This window comes from Pseudoduganella dura (genome assembly GCF_009727155.1).
Classification (GTDB): Bacteria; Pseudomonadota; Gammaproteobacteria; order Burkholderiales; family Burkholderiaceae_D; genus Rugamonas; species Rugamonas dura.
In genome coordinates this window covers 3,491,691-3,509,089 of record NZ_WNWM01000002.1, presented here as the reverse complement: position 1 = coordinate 3,509,089, position 17,399 = coordinate 3,491,691, and the positions used below count along the sequence as shown (strand labels likewise).

At 66.1% G+C, this 17,399-nt stretch carries 17 protein-coding genes; 4 read left to right on the top strand and 13 right to left on the bottom strand.

Annotated elements, in window-relative coordinates; all coding sequences use genetic code 11:
• Positions 1 to 19 precede the first annotated feature (19 nt).
• Both GJV26_RS15350 and GJV26_RS15345 read left to right on the top strand, forming a co-directional pair.
• On the top strand, positions 20 to 787 hold the full coding sequence (locus GJV26_RS15350) for a response regulator (RefSeq protein WP_155709590.1): 768 nt from the start codon (positions 20 to 22) through the stop codon (positions 785 to 787).
• Between the two features lie 5 nt (positions 788 to 792).
• Entirely contained in the window at positions 793 to 2,151 is a 1,359-nt protein-coding gene (locus GJV26_RS15345; RefSeq protein ID WP_229419607.1) for an ATP-binding protein, read from the top strand.
• A 125-nt stretch (positions 2,152 to 2,276) separates the two neighbouring features.
• Here GJV26_RS15345 and secF read toward each other — a convergent pair whose 3' ends face one another.
• The 5 genes from secF to queA all read right to left on the bottom strand — a co-directional run bounded on the left by secF (position 2,277) and on the right by queA (position 7,996).
• On the bottom strand, positions 2,277 to 3,326 hold the full coding sequence (gene secF / locus GJV26_RS15340) for a protein translocase subunit SecF (protein ID WP_155709589.1): 1,050 nt from the start codon (positions 3,324 to 3,326) through the stop codon (positions 2,277 to 2,279).
• Between the two features lie 33 nt (positions 3,327 to 3,359).
• Entirely contained in the window at positions 3,360 to 5,219 is a 1,860-nt protein-coding gene (secD, locus tag GJV26_RS15335) for a protein translocase subunit SecD (RefSeq protein WP_155709588.1), read from the bottom strand.
• 116 nt (positions 5,220 to 5,335) lie between these two features.
• A complete protein-coding gene (gene yajC, locus GJV26_RS15330; protein ID WP_189442169.1) occupies positions 5,336 to 5,668 on the bottom strand; it encodes a preprotein translocase subunit YajC in 333 nt (110 codons plus the stop codon).
• Between the two features lie 125 nt (positions 5,669 to 5,793).
• The gene (tgt, locus tag GJV26_RS15325; RefSeq protein ID WP_155709586.1) at positions 5,794 to 6,933 is read right to left on the bottom strand and encodes a tRNA guanosine(34) transglycosylase Tgt; all 1,140 of its coding nucleotides are present in this window, start codon (positions 6,931 to 6,933) and stop codon (positions 5,794 to 5,796) included.
• A 37-nt stretch (positions 6,934 to 6,970) separates the two neighbouring features.
• Positions 6,971 to 7,996, bottom strand: coding sequence for a tRNA preQ1(34) S-adenosylmethionine ribosyltransferase-isomerase QueA (queA, locus tag GJV26_RS15320; protein ID WP_155709585.1), 1,026 nt, complete (start codon positions 7,994 to 7,996; stop codon positions 6,971 to 6,973).
• A 152-nt stretch (positions 7,997 to 8,148) separates the two neighbouring features.
• Here queA and recG point away from each other — a divergent pair, with 152 nt between their 5' ends.
• Positions 8,149 to 10,230: an ATP-dependent DNA helicase RecG gene (gene recG, locus GJV26_RS15315; protein WP_155709584.1), complete on the top strand. Its 2,082-nt coding sequence runs from the start codon at positions 8,149 to 8,151 to the stop codon at positions 10,228 to 10,230.
• Between the two features lie 13 nt (positions 10,231 to 10,243).
• Here the strand turns inward: recG and GJV26_RS30455 are convergent, their stop codons facing one another.
• Both GJV26_RS30455 and GJV26_RS15310 read right to left on the bottom strand, forming a co-directional pair.
• Positions 10,244 to 10,372: a hypothetical protein gene (locus GJV26_RS30455; RefSeq protein WP_260114803.1), complete on the bottom strand. Its 129-nt coding sequence runs from the start codon at positions 10,370 to 10,372 to the stop codon at positions 10,244 to 10,246.
• A 1-nt stretch (position 10,373) separates the two neighbouring features.
• Entirely contained in the window at positions 10,374 to 11,591 is a 1,218-nt protein-coding gene (locus tag GJV26_RS15310; RefSeq protein WP_155709583.1) for an MFS transporter, read from the bottom strand.
• A 186-nt stretch (positions 11,592 to 11,777) separates the two neighbouring features.
• Between GJV26_RS15310 and GJV26_RS15305 the strand changes: the two genes are divergently transcribed.
• Positions 11,778 to 12,095, top strand: a complete 318-nt coding sequence (locus tag GJV26_RS15305; RefSeq protein WP_155709582.1) for a hypothetical protein — start codon at positions 11,778 to 11,780, stop codon at positions 12,093 to 12,095.
• Here the strand turns inward: GJV26_RS15305 and GJV26_RS15300 are convergent, their stop codons facing one another.
• The 6 genes from GJV26_RS15300 to GJV26_RS15275 are packed head-to-tail and all read right to left on the bottom strand — an operon-like array spanning position 12,096 to position 17,391.
• The gene (locus GJV26_RS15300) at positions 12,096 to 13,100 is read right to left on the bottom strand and encodes a Gfo/Idh/MocA family protein (RefSeq protein WP_155709581.1); all 1,005 of its coding nucleotides are present in this window, start codon (positions 13,098 to 13,100) and stop codon (positions 12,096 to 12,098) included. It lies immediately after the preceding gene.
• Complete coding sequence (locus tag GJV26_RS15295; protein WP_155709580.1) at positions 13,097 to 13,915, bottom strand: DUF3025 domain-containing protein; 819 nt, start codon at positions 13,913 to 13,915, stop codon at positions 13,097 to 13,099. Before GJV26_RS15295 ends, GJV26_RS15300 begins: the two co-directional genes overlap by 4 nt.
• A gap of 4 nt (positions 13,916 to 13,919) precedes the next feature.
• Complete coding sequence (gene pyrC / locus GJV26_RS15290) at positions 13,920 to 14,972, bottom strand: dihydroorotase (RefSeq protein WP_155709579.1); 1,053 nt, start codon at positions 14,970 to 14,972, stop codon at positions 13,920 to 13,922.
• A 50-nt stretch (positions 14,973 to 15,022) separates the two neighbouring features.
• Positions 15,023 to 15,706: an amino acid ABC transporter permease gene (locus GJV26_RS15285; RefSeq protein WP_155709578.1), complete on the bottom strand. Its 684-nt coding sequence runs from the start codon at positions 15,704 to 15,706 to the stop codon at positions 15,023 to 15,025.
• Complete coding sequence (locus GJV26_RS15280) at positions 15,706 to 16,446, bottom strand: amino acid ABC transporter permease (RefSeq protein WP_155709577.1); 741 nt, start codon at positions 16,444 to 16,446, stop codon at positions 15,706 to 15,708. Before GJV26_RS15280 ends, GJV26_RS15285 begins: the two co-directional genes overlap by 1 nt.
• A 33-nt stretch (positions 16,447 to 16,479) precedes the next feature.
• Positions 16,480 to 17,391, bottom strand: coding sequence for an amino acid ABC transporter substrate-binding protein (locus tag GJV26_RS15275; RefSeq protein ID WP_155709576.1), 912 nt, complete (start codon positions 17,389 to 17,391; stop codon positions 16,480 to 16,482).
• Positions 17,392 to 17,399 lie beyond the last annotated feature (8 nt).

The window sequence follows — 17,399 nt, the reverse complement described above, 5'->3', positions numbered from 1 at the left end:
GCATCTCCTAGAAAGCCCGATGACAGCAGCCGACCATATCCTCGTCGTCGACGACCACCCCGACATCCGCAGTTCCCTGGCCGCCTACCTGCGGCGGCAGGGACTGGCAGTGACCACCGCGGTCGATGCCGCACAGGCCAGTGCCTTGCTGCTGAAGGAGCGCTTCGACCTGATCGTGCTGGACGTGATGATGCCGGGTGAAGACGGCCTGTCGCTGTGCCGGCGAGTGGCGCGCACGCTCGACACGCCGGTGATCCTGCTGACCGCGATGCACACCTCCGCCGACAAGGTGGCGGGCCTGAACAGCGGCGCCGACGATTACGTGGTGAAACCCTTCGACCCGCCGGAACTGGTGGCGCGGATCCGCACCGTGCTGCGGCGCTGGCGCCGCCCTGCCGCGCCTGCCGCGAAAGCTGTCAATCCCGCTGGCGGCTATGCATTCGACGGCTGGTTCCTCGACACCGGCAAGCATGAACTGTTCGATCCGGACGGCCGGCCGGCAGCGCTGTCCAGCGCCGAGTATCGGCTGCTGCGCGTGCTGGTCGACCATCCCGGCACGGTGCTCTCGCGCGACCGGCTGATGGACCTGACCGGCGGCGGCGACGCGCTGGCGTTCGACCGCAGCATCGACAGCCAGGTGAGCCGGCTGCGCAAGAAACTGGAAACCGATCCGCGCCGCCCCAGCCTGCTGAAGACGGTGTGGGGCAACGGTTATCTGTTCGCCGCAACGGTTACGCCGTGCCCGGCCACGCCGCAGCTGGCGGCATCGCATCTGGCCGCTTCGTGAGACCGATGCTGGCGCGGCTGCTGCCGCGAACGATGGCGGGCCAGCTGGTCGGCCTGCTGTTCGGCGGGCTGCTGGCGGCGCACCTGATCGCGCTGCTGGCCACCGCGGGCAGCGGCGGCGGCGATACGCTGCACCGGATGTCGCGCCGCTACGTGATCGAGAACGTCACCTCGGCTTACCGGCTGGCGCTGGTACAGCGCGATGCGACGTCCGGCAACGCGATGCTGGCGGCGCTGGATACCGAAACGTCGCGGCACCGCATCGGGCCGCTCGGCGCCGCCGATGCCGCGATGGGTGCCGAAGAGCGCTCGCTCCAGGCCCAGCTGCAACGCGCGCTGCATCTGCCGGCGCAGGCGGTGCGTGTATCGCTGGCGCCGCGCGCCGGCGAGGACGCGGATCCCGAGCTGGCCGTTTCGTTGCGGTTGCCGCAAGCCGGCTGGTTCAACAGCACGCAGCGGCCGCTCGCCAACAACCAGTGGTGGTGGAAGCCGCTGCGCTTCTCGATCCCGGTCAGCACGTTGCCGGTGCTGGTGATCGGCATCGTGTTCGTGCGGCGCATCGTGCGCCCCATCAAGGCGCTGTCGCAAGGCGCCGAGCGGGTAAGCCGTGGCGAGTATGGCGCCCCGCTGCCGCTGTCCGGCCCGCGCGAGGCGCGCGAGGTGACGGCGTCGTTCAACATCATGCAGGCGCGGCTGACGCGCTACCTGGAAGACCACAAGCGGATGCTGGCCTCGATCAGCCACGATTTGCGCTCGATGGTGACGTCGCTGCGGCTGCGCGCCGAACTCGTCGACGACGACGAAGTGCGCACCGGCATGCAGCGCACGCTGCGCGACATGGCCTCGATGATCGAGGAAACGCTGCGCTTCTCGAAGGACGACGCCAGCGATGAACCGACGATCGGCATCGACGTGGGCGCGATGGCCGGCGAGATCGCGGCCGACCTGGCGGCGCAGGGGCATGATGTGGCATTGAGCGTGGCGCTCGCCGCCGCCGGCACGCCGCCCGCCCTGCCCTGCCGCTGCCGCCCGCTGGCGATCCGGCGCGCGCTGACCAACCTGATCGACAACGCCGTGCGCTACGGCCACCGCGCGCGCATCGACATCTCACCCGCCCGGATGGACGGCACGCGCAACGCCATCCGCATCACGATCGACGACGAAGGCCCGGGCATTCCCGCCGCCCGGCTGGACGACGTGTTCAAGCCGTTCTACCGGCTCGACCAGTCGCGGCAGCCGGAACTGGGTGGCGTGGGCCTCGGCCTCGCCATCGCCCGCTCGTGCATCGAGGCCCACGGCGGCAACATCACCCTCGCCAACCGTCCCACCGGCGGCCTGCGCGCCACCATCCTGCTTCCCGCCTGACGTAGCAAAATCACCACAAAATCCGTTGTAAAAAATCGGGGACAGTTTCCGATTTTTTACAACACATTGCTGTGGGGCGAAAAAAATGCCGCCTGGAGAGGCGGCATTTCGGGGAGCGGAGCGGCTCAGACGACGGCGCCGTCGGTCTCGTCCTTTTCCTTGACCGGCTTGATCAGGTCTTCGCGCTTCACGCCCAGCTTCATGGCGACGGCGGCGGCGACGAACACCGACGAGTAGATGCCGAACAGGATGCCGATCGTCAGCGCGACGGCGAAGTAGTGCAGCGTGGGGCCGCCGAAGAACAGCATCGACAGCACCATCATCTCCGTGCAGCCGTGGGTGATGATCGTGCGCGACATCGTGCTGGTGATCGCGTTGTCGATCACTTCGTGCACGGTCATCTTGCGCTGCTTGCGGAAATTCTCGCGGATCCGGTCGAAGATGACCACCGATTCGTTGACCGAGTAACCCAGCACCGCCAGGATCGCCGCCAGCACCGTCAGCGAGAATTCCCACTGGAAGAACGCGAAGAAGCCCATGATGATGACCACGTCGTGCAGGTTGGCGATGATCGCCGCCACCGCGTACTTCCACTCGAAGCGTACGGCCAGGTAGAACATCACGCCGACCACCACCATGATCAGCGCGTTCAGGCCGTTCTGCGCCAGTTCCTCGCCCACCTGCGGGCCGACGAATTCGACGCGCTGCAGCGAGATCACTTCCTTGCCGGCCTTGTCGATGCAGGCGGTGCGGGCGTGGTGATCGCCCTGCTGCGACGCCTGCGCCGGGGTTGCCTGCGCGGTTGCTTGGTCAAGGACGCGGGCCGTGCCCTGCTCGGCGCGGCACAGCGCCTCGAAGGCGCGGGCCGACGTGGCATCCGAGCTGGCGCCCGGCGTGATCGGCAGGCGGATCATCACGTCGCTCGCGGTGCCGAACGTGCTGGCCTCTGGATGCTCGAAGCCGGCGCCGCGCAGCGTGCCGCGCAGCCGTTCCAGGTCGGCCGCGTGCGGGTACTTCACCTCGACCACGGTGCCGCCCTTGAACTCGATCGACAGGTGCAGGCCCTTGGTGGCCAGGAAGTACACGGCGGCCACGAACGTCAACGCCGACACGACGTTGAAGATCGTCGCGTAGCGCATGAACGGGATGTCTCTGTGAATGCGGAAAAATTCCATGGAATCCTCTGATATGAATGGCTACTTCGGCGGTTACTTGGCCTGGCCCGGTACCCAGACGGTACCGATCGACAGCGATTGCAGTTTCTTCTTGCGGCCGTACCACAGGTTGACCACGCCGCGCGACACGAAGACGGCGGAGAACATCGAGGTCAGGATACCCAGTGCGTGCACGATCGCGAAGCCGCGGATGGCGCCGGAACCGAACACCAGCAGCGCCAGCGCCACGATCAGCGTGGTCACGTTCGAGTCGAAGATGGTGGCCCAGGCGCGGTCGAAGCCGGCCGAGATCGCGGCCTGCGGCGACGCACCGGAGCGCAGTTCCTCGCGTACCCGTTCGTTGATCAGCACGTTCGCGTCGATCGCCATGCCCAGCGCCAGCGCGATCGCGGCGATACCCGGCAAGGTCAGCGTGATCTGCATGACCGACAGGATCGCCACCAGCAGCAGCAGGTTGATGGCCAGCGCCAGCACGGAGAAGAAGCCGAACACCATGTAGTAGATGATCATGAACACGGCGATCGCGGCAAAGCCGTACAGCGTGGAGTTGAAGCCCTTCGTGATGTTTTCGGCACCCAGCTGCGGGCCGATCAGGCGCTCCTCGATGACCTGCATCGGCGCGTACAGCGCGCCGGCGCGCAGCAGCAGCGCCAGTTCGGTGGAGTTCTCGATGCTGCCCATGCCGGTAATGCGGAAGCGGCTGCCCAGTTCGTCCTGGATGGTGGCGACCGACAGCACTTCCGGCTTGCCCTTCTCGAACAGCACGATGGCCATGCCCTTGCCCACGTTGTCGCGGGTGGCTTCGCGCATGCGGCGGCCGCCGTCGCCGTTCAGGTCGATCGACACGGCCGGCTGCTGGTTTTCATCGAAGCTGGCCGTGGCAGACGAGATGTAGTCGCCCGAGATGATGACATCCTTTTTCAGCACGACCGGCACGTTCTTGCCCACGGTGAACAGCTCGGAATTGAACGGGATCGCGGCGGAGAGTTCGGTACCGCGGGTAACTGTCTGGTCAACCAGGCGCACTTCCAGCGTGGCGGTACGGCCGATGATCGACTTGGCACGGGCCACGTCCTGCACGCCCGGCAGCTGCACGATGATGCGGTCGGCGCCCTGCTGCTGGATGATCGGTTCGCTCACGCCCAGCTCGTTGACGCGCTTGGACAGCGTGGCGATGTTCTGCTTGACGCCGTTATCGAGCGTGGCCTTCAGCGCGGCCGGCTTCATCGACGCGGTCAGCGTCAGGTCGGCGCCGCTGGTGCCGTCGGCGAACTGCAGTTCGTTCATCTCGCCCAGCGCCTTGCGCGCGGCCTGGCGGGTGGCGTCGTCGCGGAACGTCACGACGATGGTGTCGCCCGAACGATCGATGCCGGCGTGGCGCACGTTCTTGTCGCGCAGTTCGCCGCGGATCGCCGCCTGGAAGCCCTGGATGCGCTTGTTCAGCGCGGCCTTCGTGTCCACCTGCATCAGGAAGTGCACGCCGCCGCGCAGGTCGAGGCCCCGGAACATCGGATTGGCGCCCAGCTTCTGCATCCACTGCGGCGTGTTCGCCTGCAGGTTGTTGGTGACGATATAGGTAGGGTCTTCCGGATCCGCGTTCAGGGCGCGCTCGAGGGCGAGCTTGGCCTTGAACTGGGTATCGGTATCGCCGAAGCGGGCGCGTACCGAGTGACTCGCGCCGGTGTCGAACTCGACGCCGGTATGGGGCAGCTTCGCCTCGCTCAGCAGCTGCTCGACGCGGCCGGCGATGGCACTGTCCACCTTCACGGTCGACTTGCCGCTGGTGATCTGCAGTGCGGGCGATTCGCCGAAGTAATTGGGTGCCGAGTACAGTGCCCCCAACAGCACGACGACGACAATGACGATGTATTTCCAGACAGGATAGCGGTTCATAATCTTCAGCTTGGTTGGACCGATGGTTGGACCATTGCCTGACCCAGTAACGGGATCAATAATGGTTGGGCCAATGCACGAAGCGGGCGGTCATGGCCGCCCGCTTTCATGGGGTCTTACAGACCCTTCAGCGTGCCTTTCGGCAGCAAGGTCGTGACCGAGGCTTTCTGCACCACGATCTCCGTGTTCGGCGCCACTTCCACCGTGACGTAGGCATCGGTCACCCGGGATACACGGCCCAGGATGCCGCCGACGGTCACGACTTCGTCGCCCTTGGCAAGCGCGTCCATCATGGCCTTCTGTTCCTTGGCACGCTTCTGCTGTGGACGGATCATCAGGAAATACATGACCACGAACATCAAGATCAGCGGCACGAACGTAGACAGGTTGCCCATCAGGCCCGCGTCGGCAGCGCCGGCGGTTTGAGCATATGCGTTGGAAATGAACACGGGTGACTCCAGTATGATTGAAAAAAACAGCGCTGTATTCTAGCACTGGCCAAAGGCCGTTAGATCGGGCCTCTTTTACATTATTGCAAGACTAATTTCAGTATCCTGCCGCGACGTTAGCAACGTTACACGCCGCGGGCGCGATCCGCGTGGAACTGCCTGACCCATTCCGGGAAACGATCCTCGTCCAGCGCATCGCGCATCTGCTGCATGATGTCCAGGTAGTAGTGCAGGTTGTGGATCGTGTTCAGCCGGGCGCCCAGGATTTCCTGCGCGCGGTGCAGGTGGTGCAGGTAGGCGCGGCTGAAATTGCGGCAGGCGTAGCACGAGCAGGTGGCATCGAGCGGCTCGACATCTTCCTTGTAGCGGGCGTTCTTGATCTTGACGTCGCCGAAGCGGGTGAAGATCCAGCCGTTGCGCGCGTTCCGGGTCGGCATCACGCAGTCGAACATGTCCACGCCGTTGCTCACGCCGGCCACCAGGTCTTCCGGCGTGCCCACGCCCATCAGGTAGTGCGGCTTGTTGGCCGGCAGGCGCGGTCCGATGTGTTCGAGCACGCGCATCATGTCTTCCTTCGGCTCGCCGACGGAAAGGCCGCCGATCGCCAGGCCGGGGAAATCGATCTCCTCCAGCCCCGCCAGCGACTCGTCGCGCAGCGATTCGAACATGCCGCCCTGGACGATGCCGAACAGCGCGTTCGGGTTCTCGCCCGCCTTGAACTCGTTCATCGAGCGCTGCGCCCAGCGCAGCGACATGCGCATCGACTTGGCCGCTTCTTCCACGGTGGCGGGGCGGCCGTCGATTTCATACGGCGTGCATTCGTCGAACTGCATCACGATATCGGAATTGAGCACGCGCTGGATCTGCATCGAGATCTCCGGCGACAGGAACAGCTTGTCGCCGTTGATCGGCGAGTTGAAGTGCACGCCCTCTTCCGTGATCTTGCGCATCTCGCCCAGCGAGAACACCTGGAAGCCGCCGGAATCCGTGAGGATCGGCTTGTCCCAGCCCATGAACTTGTGCAGGCCGCCGAACTTGCCCATCACGGTATTGCCCGGGCGCAGCCACAGGTGGAACGTGTTGCCCAGGATGATTTGGGCACCGATCTCCTTGAGCTCGACGGGCGACATCGCCTTGACCGAGCCATAGGTGCCCACGGGCATGAAGATCGGCGTCTGCACTTCGCCATGGTTCAGCTTGACGGTACCGCGGCGCGCTTTCGTTTGACCGGTCGTATCGGTCTTGATCAGTTTGAATTCCAGCATTGTTGTTTTTTCCGTAAAAACGGCGGGCCAGCCCGCGTCAGGCCCGATTCGGCGTGGTCAGCAACATGGCATCGCCATAGCTGAAGAAACGGTATTCGTTGGCGATCGCATGCGCGTAGGCGGCGCGGATCTCGTCGAAACCGGCGAAGGCCGAGACCAGCATCAGCAGCGTGGATTTCGGCAGGTGGAAGTTGGTGATCAGGCGCGTGACGGACTTGAAGCGGTAGCCCGGCGTGATGAACAGCGCCGTGTCGGCGCTGCCCGCCTCGATCGTACCCGACTGCGACGCCGATTCCAGCGCGCGCAGGCTGGTGGTGCCGACGGCGATCACGTCGCGGCCCGCGGCACGCGCGGCCTTCACGGCGTCCACGGTGGCTTGCGGCATCGTGTACCACTCGGTGTGCATCTTGTGCTCGGCCAGGTTCTCGGTGCGCACCGGCTGGAACGTGCCGGCGCCCACATGCAGGGTGACATAGGCGAAGTCCACGCCCTTGTCCTTGAGTTTTTGCAGCAGCGCTTCGTCGAAGTGCAGGCCGGCGGTGGGCGCGGCCACGGCGCCGGGCACCTTGCTGAATACCGTCTGGTAGCGGGTTTCGTCCACTTCGCCCGGCGCGTGCTCGATGTAGGGCGGCAGCGGCAGGCGGCCGTACTGTTCGATCAGGTCGAACACGTCGGCCTCGAAACGGAGCGTGAAGAATTCGCCGGCGCGCTCGCCGACGGTCACGTCGAACGCCTCGGCCAGGCGGATCTTCACGCCGGGGCCGGGCGACTTGGAGGCGCGCACCTGGGCCAGCACCGTGCGCGTGTCGAGCACGCGTTCGACCAGCACCTCGACCTTGCCGCCGCTGTCCTTGATGCCGAAGAAGCGCGCCTTCAGCACGCGGGTATCGTTCATCACCAGCAGGTCGCCGGGCTGGAGCAGGTCGAGGATATCGGTGAACTTGCGGTCGACCAGGGCCTTCCCGTCCACGTGCAGCAGGCGCGAGGCGCTGCGATCCGGCAGCGGAAACTGAGCAATGCGCTCGGGAGGCAAGTTAAAATCGAAGTCGGAAAGCGAATACATTGTGTATAAATGCGGTAGCGCACATGCAATGCATCCACGTCATGCATACGATCTGTGCACAATTCCGCTGAAAATCCGTTGGGCAACCTTATATTGTACGCTACTGCTTTACAGTCCAGTAAAGAAACAAGCAAGTAAAGCATCACGCAACCATGGCCGAAACGAAGCAAAGCAAGCCCCCCGTCAAGAAAGCCCCCGTGTCGAAGGCCGCCGCGGCCGCGAGCAAGCTGGCCAAGCTCGGGCTGCGCACCGACATGGACCTGGTGCTGCACCTGCCGATGCGCTACGAGGACGAAACCGAGGTGATCGATATCCGCGAGGCCTGCCTGCGCGGCGGCCACACGTCGCAGGTCGAGGGCATCGTCACGAAGAACGAGATCACGTACAAGCCGCGCAAGCAGATGATCGTCCACATCGCCGACGATACGGGCGAGCTGATGCTGCGCTTCATGAATTTCTATGGCAGCCAGGCCCAGCTGCTCGCCGAAGGCAAGCGGGTACGGGTGCGCGGCGAACTGAAACACGGGTTCTTCGGCGCGGAGATGGTGCATCCCGCCTACAAGGTGATCAACGAAGGCGCGCCCCTGCCGACTTCGCTCACACCGGTGTATCCGTCCGGCGAAGGCCTGTCGCAATACGTGCTGCGCCGCGCGATCACCGACGCGATGGGGCGCGTGGACTGGACCGACACGCTGCCGCTGCAACTGGTGCAGCGGATGCAGCTGCACGCGTTCGAGCCGGCGATCAGGCTGCTGCACAATCCGCCGCATGAAATCGACGAGCATGCGCTGGCCGAGCGCTCGCACCCGGCCTGGACCCGCATGAAGTTCGACGAGCTGCTGGCCCAGCAGCTGTCGCTGAAGCGCGCGCAGAATGCCCGCCGCGAGAAAGGCGCCGCGCCGCTGGCGGCGACCGGCACGCTGTCGGCCGCGTTCCAGGCCGCCCTGCCGTTCCAGTTGACGAAGGCGCAGGCGCGCGTGCTGGAAGAAGTGCGCGCCGACCTGCGCCAGCCTTACCCGATGCAGCGGTTGCTGCAGGGCGACGTGGGCAGCGGCAAGACCGTGGTCGCCGCGCTGGCCGCCACGCAGGCGATCGACAGCGGCTTCCAGGCCGCGCTGATGGCGCCCACCGAGATCCTGGCCGAGCAGCACTTCCGCAAGATCGCCGCGTGGATGGAACCGCTGGGCGTGAAGGTGGCGTGGCTGACGGGCAGCCTGAAAAAGAAGGAAAAGGAAACCGCTTCGGCGCTGGCCGGGTCCGGCGAGGCGCAGCTGGTGATCGGCACCCATGCGCTGATCCAGGACACGGTGCAGTTCGCAAAATTGGGCCTGGTGATCGTCGACGAGCAGCACCGCTTCGGCGTAGGCCAGCGCCTCACCCTGCGCAACAAGGGGGCGGACGGGCTGGTGCCGCACCAGCTGATGATGTCGGCCACGCCGATTCCGCGCACGCTGGCGATGACGTATTACGCCGACCTGGAAGTTTCCGTGATCGACGAGCTGCCGCCCGGCCGCACGCCGATCGTCACGCGCGTGATCGACCAGGCCCGGCGCGACGAAGTCATCGAGCGCGTGCACGCGGCCGCGCTGGACGGCCGCCAGGTCTACTGGGTCTGCCCGCTCATTGAAGAATCGGAGGCGCTGCAGCTGCAGACCGCCACCGAAACCTACGAAACGCTGGCCGGGGCGCTGCCCGACCTGCAGGTGGGCCTGGTGCACGGCCGCATGAAACCGGCCGAAAAGCAGGAAGTGATGGATGCCTTCACCGCCGGCCAGGTGCATGTGCTGGTGGCCACCACCGTGATCGAGGTGGGCGTGGACGTGCCGAATGCGTCGCTGATGGTGATCGAGCATGCGGAACGCTTCGGCCTGTCGCAGCTGCACCAGCTGCGCGGCCGCGTGGGCCGGGGTTCGGCCGCCAGCGTGTGCCTGCTGCTGTACCAGGCCCCGCTGGGCCAGGTGGCCAAACAGCGGCTGGCGACGATGCGCGAAACCACCGACGGCTTCGAAATCGCCCGGCGCGACCTGGAAATCCGCGGGCCGGGCGAATTCCTGGGAGCCCGGCAGTCCGGCCAGGCGATGCTGCGCTTTGCCGACCTGGAAACGGACGGCTGGCTGGTCGACCAGGCGCGCGATGTGGCCCATGCGCTGCTGCACGACCCGGCCAGCGAGCCGGTGGTGGAGGCACACCTGGAGCGCTGGCTGGGCGGGCGCGAGGAATTCCTGAAGGTGTAACTGGAAACCGGAATCAGAAGCACATGGCAACTCGCGTCGCCATGTCGAACATGAAGCCGGGCCGGAAATAGGCAGCGAAGCACAGCGCCAGCACGATGGCGACCAGGCACCATCCGAGCAGCCGGCGCCAGCGGGCATTCATCTCACGCCACCTTCAGCGCCGGCCGCGCCAGCGCCCGCTCGTCGATCGGCAGGTTGGCCAGGCCGGCCAGCACGCCGAGGCCGATCGAGATGCCCCACACGAGATCGTAGCTGCCGCGCAGGTCGAACAGGTAGCCGCCCAGCCACACGCCGAGGAAGCTGCCGATCTGGTGCGAGAAGAACACCATGCCGGCGAGCATCGACATGTGCGACAGCCCGAACACGCCGGCGATGATGCCGTTCGTCAGCGGCACCGTGGACAGCCACAGCACGCCCATCGCGGCGGCGAACAGGTACACCGACAGCGGCGACAGCGGCAGCACGAGGAACACCGCGATCACGGCCGCGCGGGAGAAATAGATGAGCGACAGCAGGTAGCGCTTCGGCATCCGGCCGCCCAGCTTGCCTGCCCAGTACGAGCCGAAGATATTGAACAGGCCGATCAGCGCCAGCGCCGTGACGGCCACCTTCGGATCGGCGATGCCCTTGTCCTTCAGGTAGGACGGCATGTGCACGCCGATGAACACCAGCTGGAAGCCGCACACGAAGTAGCCCGCCACCAGCAGCAGGAACGAACGGTTGCCCGCCGCTTCCCTGAACGCCTCGCCGATGCCCTGCCTGTGGCCGGCAGCTTGCTGCGCCGCCGGTTCGCGCAGCCGGAACGCCATCGGCACCATCAGGAACACGACGATGGCGGCCAGCAGGTACAGCGCATTCTGCCAGCCCACGCCGGAGATCAGCGTCTGCTCGACCGGCATCAGCAGGAACTGGCCGAACGAGCTGGCCGCGCCCGAGATGCCGAACGCCCACGAGCGCTTTTCCGGCGGCGCGGCGCGGCCGATGATGCCGCTGACGGCGCCGAACGCCGTGCAGGCCAGGCCCAGGCCGATCAGCACGCCGGAGCCGACGATGAACAGCGTGGGTTCGGTGACGGTGGCCATCCAGACCAGGCCCGCCATGTAGGCGAAGGCGCCGGCCAGCACCACGCGCATCGTGCCCCAGCGGTCCGCCACCATGCCGGCGAACGGCCCGAAGGCGCCCCACAGCAGGTTCTGCATCGCCATCGCCAGCGAATAGGTCTCGCGGCTCCAGCCGTTGGCCTGCGAAATCGGCTGCATCCAGAAGCCGAAACCATGGCGCACGCCCATCGCCAGCGTCAGCACGACGCCGGTGGCGAGCAGGATCGTTTTCAGGTCGAGGAGGCGCTGGCCGTCGGACATGGGGTACCCCGGGCAAAACCGCTAGTGTAACAAATGGTGTAGTGCAGCCAACGCATAAGCTTTACCGCATAAAATCGTTGTCTTCACTGCAGTGCAACATTAGAATTGCGTCCAGCTCATTGACTTTAATTTAATTAGATGCATAAAATCAAAAAATATTCCCTCTTTGCTACAACAGCAATTTTGTTGGCCACGCCTTTTGCCAACGCCGCGGCGACCCAGGTGATCGAGATCGCCAGCGCCGCCCTGTCGCAACCAACGCTGGTGGCCACTTCCAGCGCCGCCCTGACCCGGCCGTTCCTCGAACAGGCGCCGGCTGCCGACCGGCATGCGCTGGCGCCAGCCGCTGTTGCCGATTCTGCTAGCGGTTCCCATCCCGCTCCGCGGCCGGCTGCCGCACCGGCCGAGCCGGCATCCGGCGCGTCGGACTGGTCGATGCTGCTGTTCGGCGCCGGCGTGCTGTTGCTGCCCCGCAAGCGCCGCGTCGATAACGTCGTACGCTGATCAGCGGTCGGCGTCGTAGACGACGCCGATCTGCCGTCGCATCTCGTCCAGCACGCCCATCAGCGCCAGCGTTTCGTCGGCCGGCATCACCGGGCTTTCCAGCAATCCCTCGCGCAGGCAGCGATTCACTTCGATGATCTCGTGCGCATAGCCGTTGCCGATGCGCGGCACGCGCTGGGTGCGGCGGCTGCCGTCGTTCAGTTCCACCGTCAATTCTTCGGTATTGTGGAAACGGTTGTGCAGGCGCACAAAACCCTTGCTGCCGCAGACCGTGAATTCGACCGGCGTGCGCGCGGCCAGGCTGGCCGTGCAGGCAGCCAGGCCGCCGTTCTCATGCTGCAGCACGAAAGTGCACTGCAAGTCCACACCTGTCGGCCCCAGTTGGCCGACGGCCTTGACCGATGCCACCGGGCCAAGAAAATAGGCCGCGATCGACAGCGGGTAGATGCCCAGGTCCAGCAGCGCGCCGCCGCCCAGTGCCGGATTGAACAGCCGATGTTCCGGGCCGGCGTCCGAATAAAAGCCCAGGTCGCCCTGGACTGTCGCTACCTGCCCTATTTCGCCGCTCGCCACGATGCGCTTCGCTTCCAGCACGGACGGATGAAAACGCGTCCACATCGCCTCCATCACGAACAGCTTTTTCGCGCGCGCCAGCGCCACGATGTCTTCCGCCTCGCGCCGGTTGACGGCGAATGCCTTCTCGACCAGCACATGCTTGCCCCCGTTCAGGCACATCAGCGCATTCTCGCGATGCATCGGATGCGGGGTGGCGATGTAAATCGCGTCGACATCCGGGTCGTCCGCCAACGCCTGGTAGCTGCCATGGCTCTTGGTCAATTCATGCGCGCCATATTCGGACGCGAAGGCGGTAGCGCTATCAACACCCCTCGACGCGACGGCCGCGAGCACGGCATCGGGGGTCTCCTTCAGCGCGGTGGCAAAGGCCTTGGCGATCTTGCCGGTACCGAGGATGCCCCAACGAATCGTTTTTACTGGCTGGTTCATGCGTTCTCCTTGATGGGTGCGTTCCGCCGCGGGCGGAACACGGTGGTGTCGTCATAAAAAGCGTCATCCTGCTGCTCGCACCAGCCGGGAATGCCCAGCACGGGCAGCGGGGTGAAATCGGCCTTGCTCAAGCCCGTGGCGCGCAACCTTTCCGCCACATGCGCGTCGAGCCACGTGCCCTGCCCCGCACGCGGCAAGGCGAAATACCCGGCCGGCGCGGCCACGACCAGCGTGTGCGCGGTGATGGCCTTGTACGGCGCCATCAGTTTTTCCATCAGCGCGTGGCCGAACAGCCAGACCTGGGCCACCCTGCCGAACGCATCGGCCCGATCGACGAACGCCTCACGCCAGCGGTGCTGGCGCAGCGCGTCGGCCAATGCGCCGCCCTGCGCATCATCGGTGACGACGAGCAGTGCGGCGTTCTCGTCGAACAGCGTGGCGGCATCGCGGGCCGGGCCGCGCTCGGGGCGGATGCCGTCGCGCGCGATCTGGGCCGCCTGCAACGCGTTCAGTTCCCGTTTGACCAGGGGAAAACTGAGCCACACGAGGCCGTTGAAGAAATCGTGCAGGTTGTCGCGCGTGGGCACGCAGCCGGTCGCGCCGATATGCTCCTCGTAGGCCGTGCCGTCGGGCAGCGCGGCCTGCGGCACGAAGCGGATGGGCAGGCCCGCGTGGTTGACCAGGTTCAGCGCCGCGGCATGGGCGCTGAACCTGGCGATGACGTCGGCCGCGGCATCGGCGCTCACATGCGCGGCATCGGCCGCCGGGCGCACGGCGTCATACCAGGGCCGGGCCCAGTCCACCGCGGGCAGCATCGGCTTACGCCATCTGCCAGTTGATGGTTTCGCCGGCGTTCAGCGGCACGACCTGCTGCTCGCCCAATGGCAGCGTTTCCGGCAGCGTCCACTGCCGGCGGTTCAGCGTGATCGTGCCTTCGTTGGGCGGCAGGCCATAGAACGCCGGGCCGTTCAGGCTGGCGAAGGCTTCCAGCTTGTCGAGTGCGCCGGCGCGCTCGAACGCCTCGGCATACAGTTCCATCGCGTGCAGCGCGGTATAGCAGCCGGCGCAGCCGCAGGCCGCTTCCTTCGCGCCCTGCGCGTGCGGCGCCGAGTCGGTGCCGAGGAAGAAGCGCTCGTCGCCGCTGGTGGCCGCCGTGACCAGCGCCAGGCGGTGTTCCTCGCGCTTGAGCACCGGCAGGCAGTAGTAATGGGGGCGGATGCCGCCCTTGAAGATCTCGTTGCGGTTGTACAGCAGGTGGTGCGCGGTGATGGTGGCGGCGATCGGGCCTTCGGCCTCGGCCACGTACTGCGCCGCATCCTTGGTGGTGATGTGCTCGAACACCACGTTCAGGGCCGGGAAATTCTTGCGCAGCGGGCGCATCACGCGTTCGATGAACACGGCTTCGCGGTCGAACAGGTCCACATCCGGATCGGTCACTTCGCCGTGCACGAGGAACGGCAGCCCGGTTTCCTGCATCACTTCCAGTACGGGGAAGCAGTTGACCAGGTCGGTCACGCCCGCATCGGAATTGGTGGTGGCGCCGGCCGGGTACAGCTTGACGGCGTGCACGAAGTCCGACTCGGCCGCGCGGCGGATCTCGTCCGGCGACGTGTTGTTGGTCAGGTACAGCGTCATCAGCGGCTCGAACGCCAGGCCGGCCGGCAGCGCGGCCAGGATGCGGTCGCGGTAGGCGGCCGCCTGCGCGACCGTGGTCACGGGCGGTTTCAGGTTCGGCATCACGATGGCGCGGCCGAACTGGCGCGCGCTGTGCGGCAGCACGCTGGCCATGGTGGCGCCGTCGCGCAGGTGCAGGTGCCAGTCGTCCGGGCGGATGATGGTCAGCGAAGATGGGGTGTCGAAGGTGGTGGACATTGGCAAGTCTCGGAAGCGCTCTCGGAAAACGGATGCGCCATTTTACTCTTTCACCCCTGGCCCCGGGCACGCCGCAGGCGCCGCACCAGCATCGAGAGTGCGCAGCACATCGCGAAGTAGACCACGGCCACGAAGCTGTACATTTCCACCAGGCGCCCGTCGCGCTGGGCGACGCGGGCCGCGGCGCCGACGAAATCGGGTACCGACAGCACGTACACCAGCGAGACATCCTGGAACAGCACGATCGTCTGCGTCAGCAGCACGGGCAGCATGTTGCGCAATGCCTGCGGCAGCACCACGTGGCCCATGCATTGCCAGTACCGCAACCCCAGCGCCTGCGCCGCATGCAGCTGCCCGCGCGGGATCGACTGTATGCCGCCGCGCATGATCTCGCAGTAGTACGCCGCCTGGAACAGCGTGAAGGTGATGAGGGCCGACCAGAAGGCCCCCACGCGCACCGGCTCCTCGGCACCGATCGCCCACGCGGCCAGGTACGGCACCAGGAAATAAAACCAGAAGATCACCAGCACCAGCGGCACCGCGCGGACCAGGTTGACGTAGGCGGCGGCCAGCAATGCCAGCGGCCGCCAGCCGGACAGCCGGGCCAGCGCCAGCAGCGTGCCCAGCACCACCCCGCCCGCCATCGCCAGCACCGTCAGCTGCAAGGTGAACGCCATGCCGGTCAGCAGCACGGTGCGCCACGAGCGGGCGATCACGTCGAAGTCGAAGTCCATCAGCGCGCTCCCGGCGTGCCCAGCGTACCCGGCAACGCCAGCCTGCGTTCGACGGCCTGCATGCCGGCGGTGACGGCGAGATTGACCAGCACGTACAGCATGGTGGCGGCGGTATAGGCCTCGAACACCTGGAACGAAAACTCCTGGATCGCGCGGGCGCTGGCGGTGAGCTCCATCAGCCCGATCGTCAGTGCCACCGAGCTGTTCTTGATGATGTTCAGGAATTCGCTCGTCAGCGGCGGCAGCACGATGCGCAGCGCCAGCGGCAGCAGCACGTGCCGGTAGGCCTGCGGCCGGTCGAGGCCCAGCGCCAGCGCGGCCTGCAGCTGCCCGCCCGCCAGCGCTTCGATGCCGGCGGCGACCTGCACCGCCACGCGGGCGGACGTGAAAAAGCCGAGGCAGACCACGGCGGTGACGAACGGCGCCTGCGGCAAGGCCTTGAGCCAGTCGCCCGCCGCGCGCGGCAGCAGCTCGGGCACGACGAAGAACCATAAAAACATCTGCACCAGCAGCGGCACGTTGCGGAACAGTTCCACGTAGGCGCCGGCGGCCATGCGCAACGGCCGCTGCGGCAGCGTGCGCGCCACGCCGGCCAGGGCGCCCAGCACCAGCGCCATCAGCCAGCCGGCCAATGCCGCGGCCAACGTCCAGCCGAGGCCGGACACCAGCATTTGCCAATACGTGTTCACGCCATCCGGCGACTGCTCGCCGAACACGGCCCAGTTCCAGTGGTAGTCCATCGCGGCCTCCGGCGAATCGGCGAAACCGGCGAGTCAGCGATAGGCGGCGGGATCGGGCGAATCGGTGGGACTGGCCACCACCTTCTTCAGTTGCGGCGACATCGGCACGTTCAGGTTGATGCCCTTGGGCGGGATCGGGCTGGTGAACCACTTCGCGTACAGCCGAGGGAAATCGGGCGATGCAAACGCGGCGCGGATGGCCGCATCCACCGCCGCCTTGAACGGCGCGTCGCCGCGGCGCAGCATGATGCCGTACGGCTCCAGCGACAGGGCTTCGGCGCCGATCGCATAATCGGCCGGCTGCTTCGAGCCCGCCACCTGGGCCGCCAGCAGGATGTCGTCGTTGGCAGCGGCGTTCGCCCGGTTCGTTTCCAGCATCAGGAACGACTCGGGGTGGTCCTTGCCGATCACGATCCGCATGCCCAGATTGCGTTCGCGGTTCAGCGCCGTCATCTGCTTGAGCGTGGTGGTGCCGGCGGTGGCGACCAGCGTCTTGCCCTTCATGTCGGCCAGTGTGCGGATATTGGCCGCCTTGCGCGTGAGCAGCCGGTTGGCGATCACGAAGATCGTGGGAGAAAATGCCACCTGGCGCGCCCGCTCCGCATTGTTGGTGGTGGAGCCGCATTCGAGGTCGATGGTACCGTTCGCCATCAGCGGAATGCGGTTGCTGGCGGAGACGGGGGTCATCCTGACCTCCACCTGCCGGTTCAGGCGCTTGCGCACCTCGTCGACGATCTTCATGCACAGGTCGACCGAATAGCCGATGAAGCGCCCGTTGTCGTCCAGGTACGAGAACGGTACCGAGCCTTCGCGCACGCCCAGCGTGATGTAGCCGTCGCGTCCGACCTTGGCCAGCGTGCCGGACAGCGCCTGCGCATGCGGCGTTCCCGGCAATGCCAGGGCCATGAAAAAGACGGTGAAGACGAGCAGCCGGATCGATGCCATGATTTCCT

Coding starts and splice junctions, on each gene's coding strand:
- GJV26_RS15350 (WP_155709590.1), top strand. CDS start 20: ATGACAGCAGCCGACCATATCCTCGTCGTCGACGACCACCCCGACATC.
- GJV26_RS15345 (WP_229419607.1), top strand. CDS start 793: ATGCTGGCGCGGCTGCTGCCGCGAACGATGGCGGGCCAGCTGGTCGGC.
- secF (WP_155709589.1), bottom strand. CDS start 3,326: ATGGAATTTTTCCGCATTCACAGAGACATCCCGTTCATGCGCTACGCG.
- secD (WP_155709588.1), bottom strand. CDS start 5,219: ATGAACCGCTATCCTGTCTGGAAATACATCGTCATTGTCGTCGTCGTG.
- tgt (WP_155709586.1), bottom strand. CDS start 6,933: ATGCTGGAATTCAAACTGATCAAGACCGATACGACCGGTCAAACGAAA.
- queA (WP_155709585.1), bottom strand. CDS start 7,996: ATGTATTCGCTTTCCGACTTCGATTTTAACTTGCCTCCCGAGCGCATT.
- recG (WP_155709584.1), top strand. CDS start 8,149: ATGGCCGAAACGAAGCAAAGCAAGCCCCCCGTCAAGAAAGCCCCCGTG.
- GJV26_RS30455 (WP_260114803.1), bottom strand. CDS start 10,372: ATGAATGCCCGCTGGCGCCGGCTGCTCGGATGGTGCCTGGTCGCCATC.
- GJV26_RS15310 (WP_155709583.1), bottom strand. CDS start 11,591: ATGTCCGACGGCCAGCGCCTCCTCGACCTGAAAACGATCCTGCTCGCC.
- GJV26_RS15300 (WP_155709581.1), bottom strand. CDS start 13,100: ATGAACCAGCCAGTAAAAACGATTCGTTGGGGCATCCTCGGTACCGGC.
- GJV26_RS15295 (WP_155709580.1), bottom strand. CDS start 13,915: ATGCTGCCCGCGGTGGACTGGGCCCGGCCCTGGTATGACGCCGTGCGC.
- pyrC (WP_155709579.1), bottom strand. CDS start 14,972: ATGTCCACCACCTTCGACACCCCATCTTCGCTGACCATCATCCGCCCG.
- GJV26_RS15285 (WP_155709578.1), bottom strand. CDS start 15,706: ATGGACTTCGACTTCGACGTGATCGCCCGCTCGTGGCGCACCGTGCTG.
- GJV26_RS15280 (WP_155709577.1), bottom strand. CDS start 16,446: ATGGACTACCACTGGAACTGGGCCGTGTTCGGCGAGCAGTCGCCGGAT.
- GJV26_RS15275 (WP_155709576.1), bottom strand. CDS start 17,391: ATGGCATCGATCCGGCTGCTCGTCTTCACCGTCTTTTTCATGGCCCTG.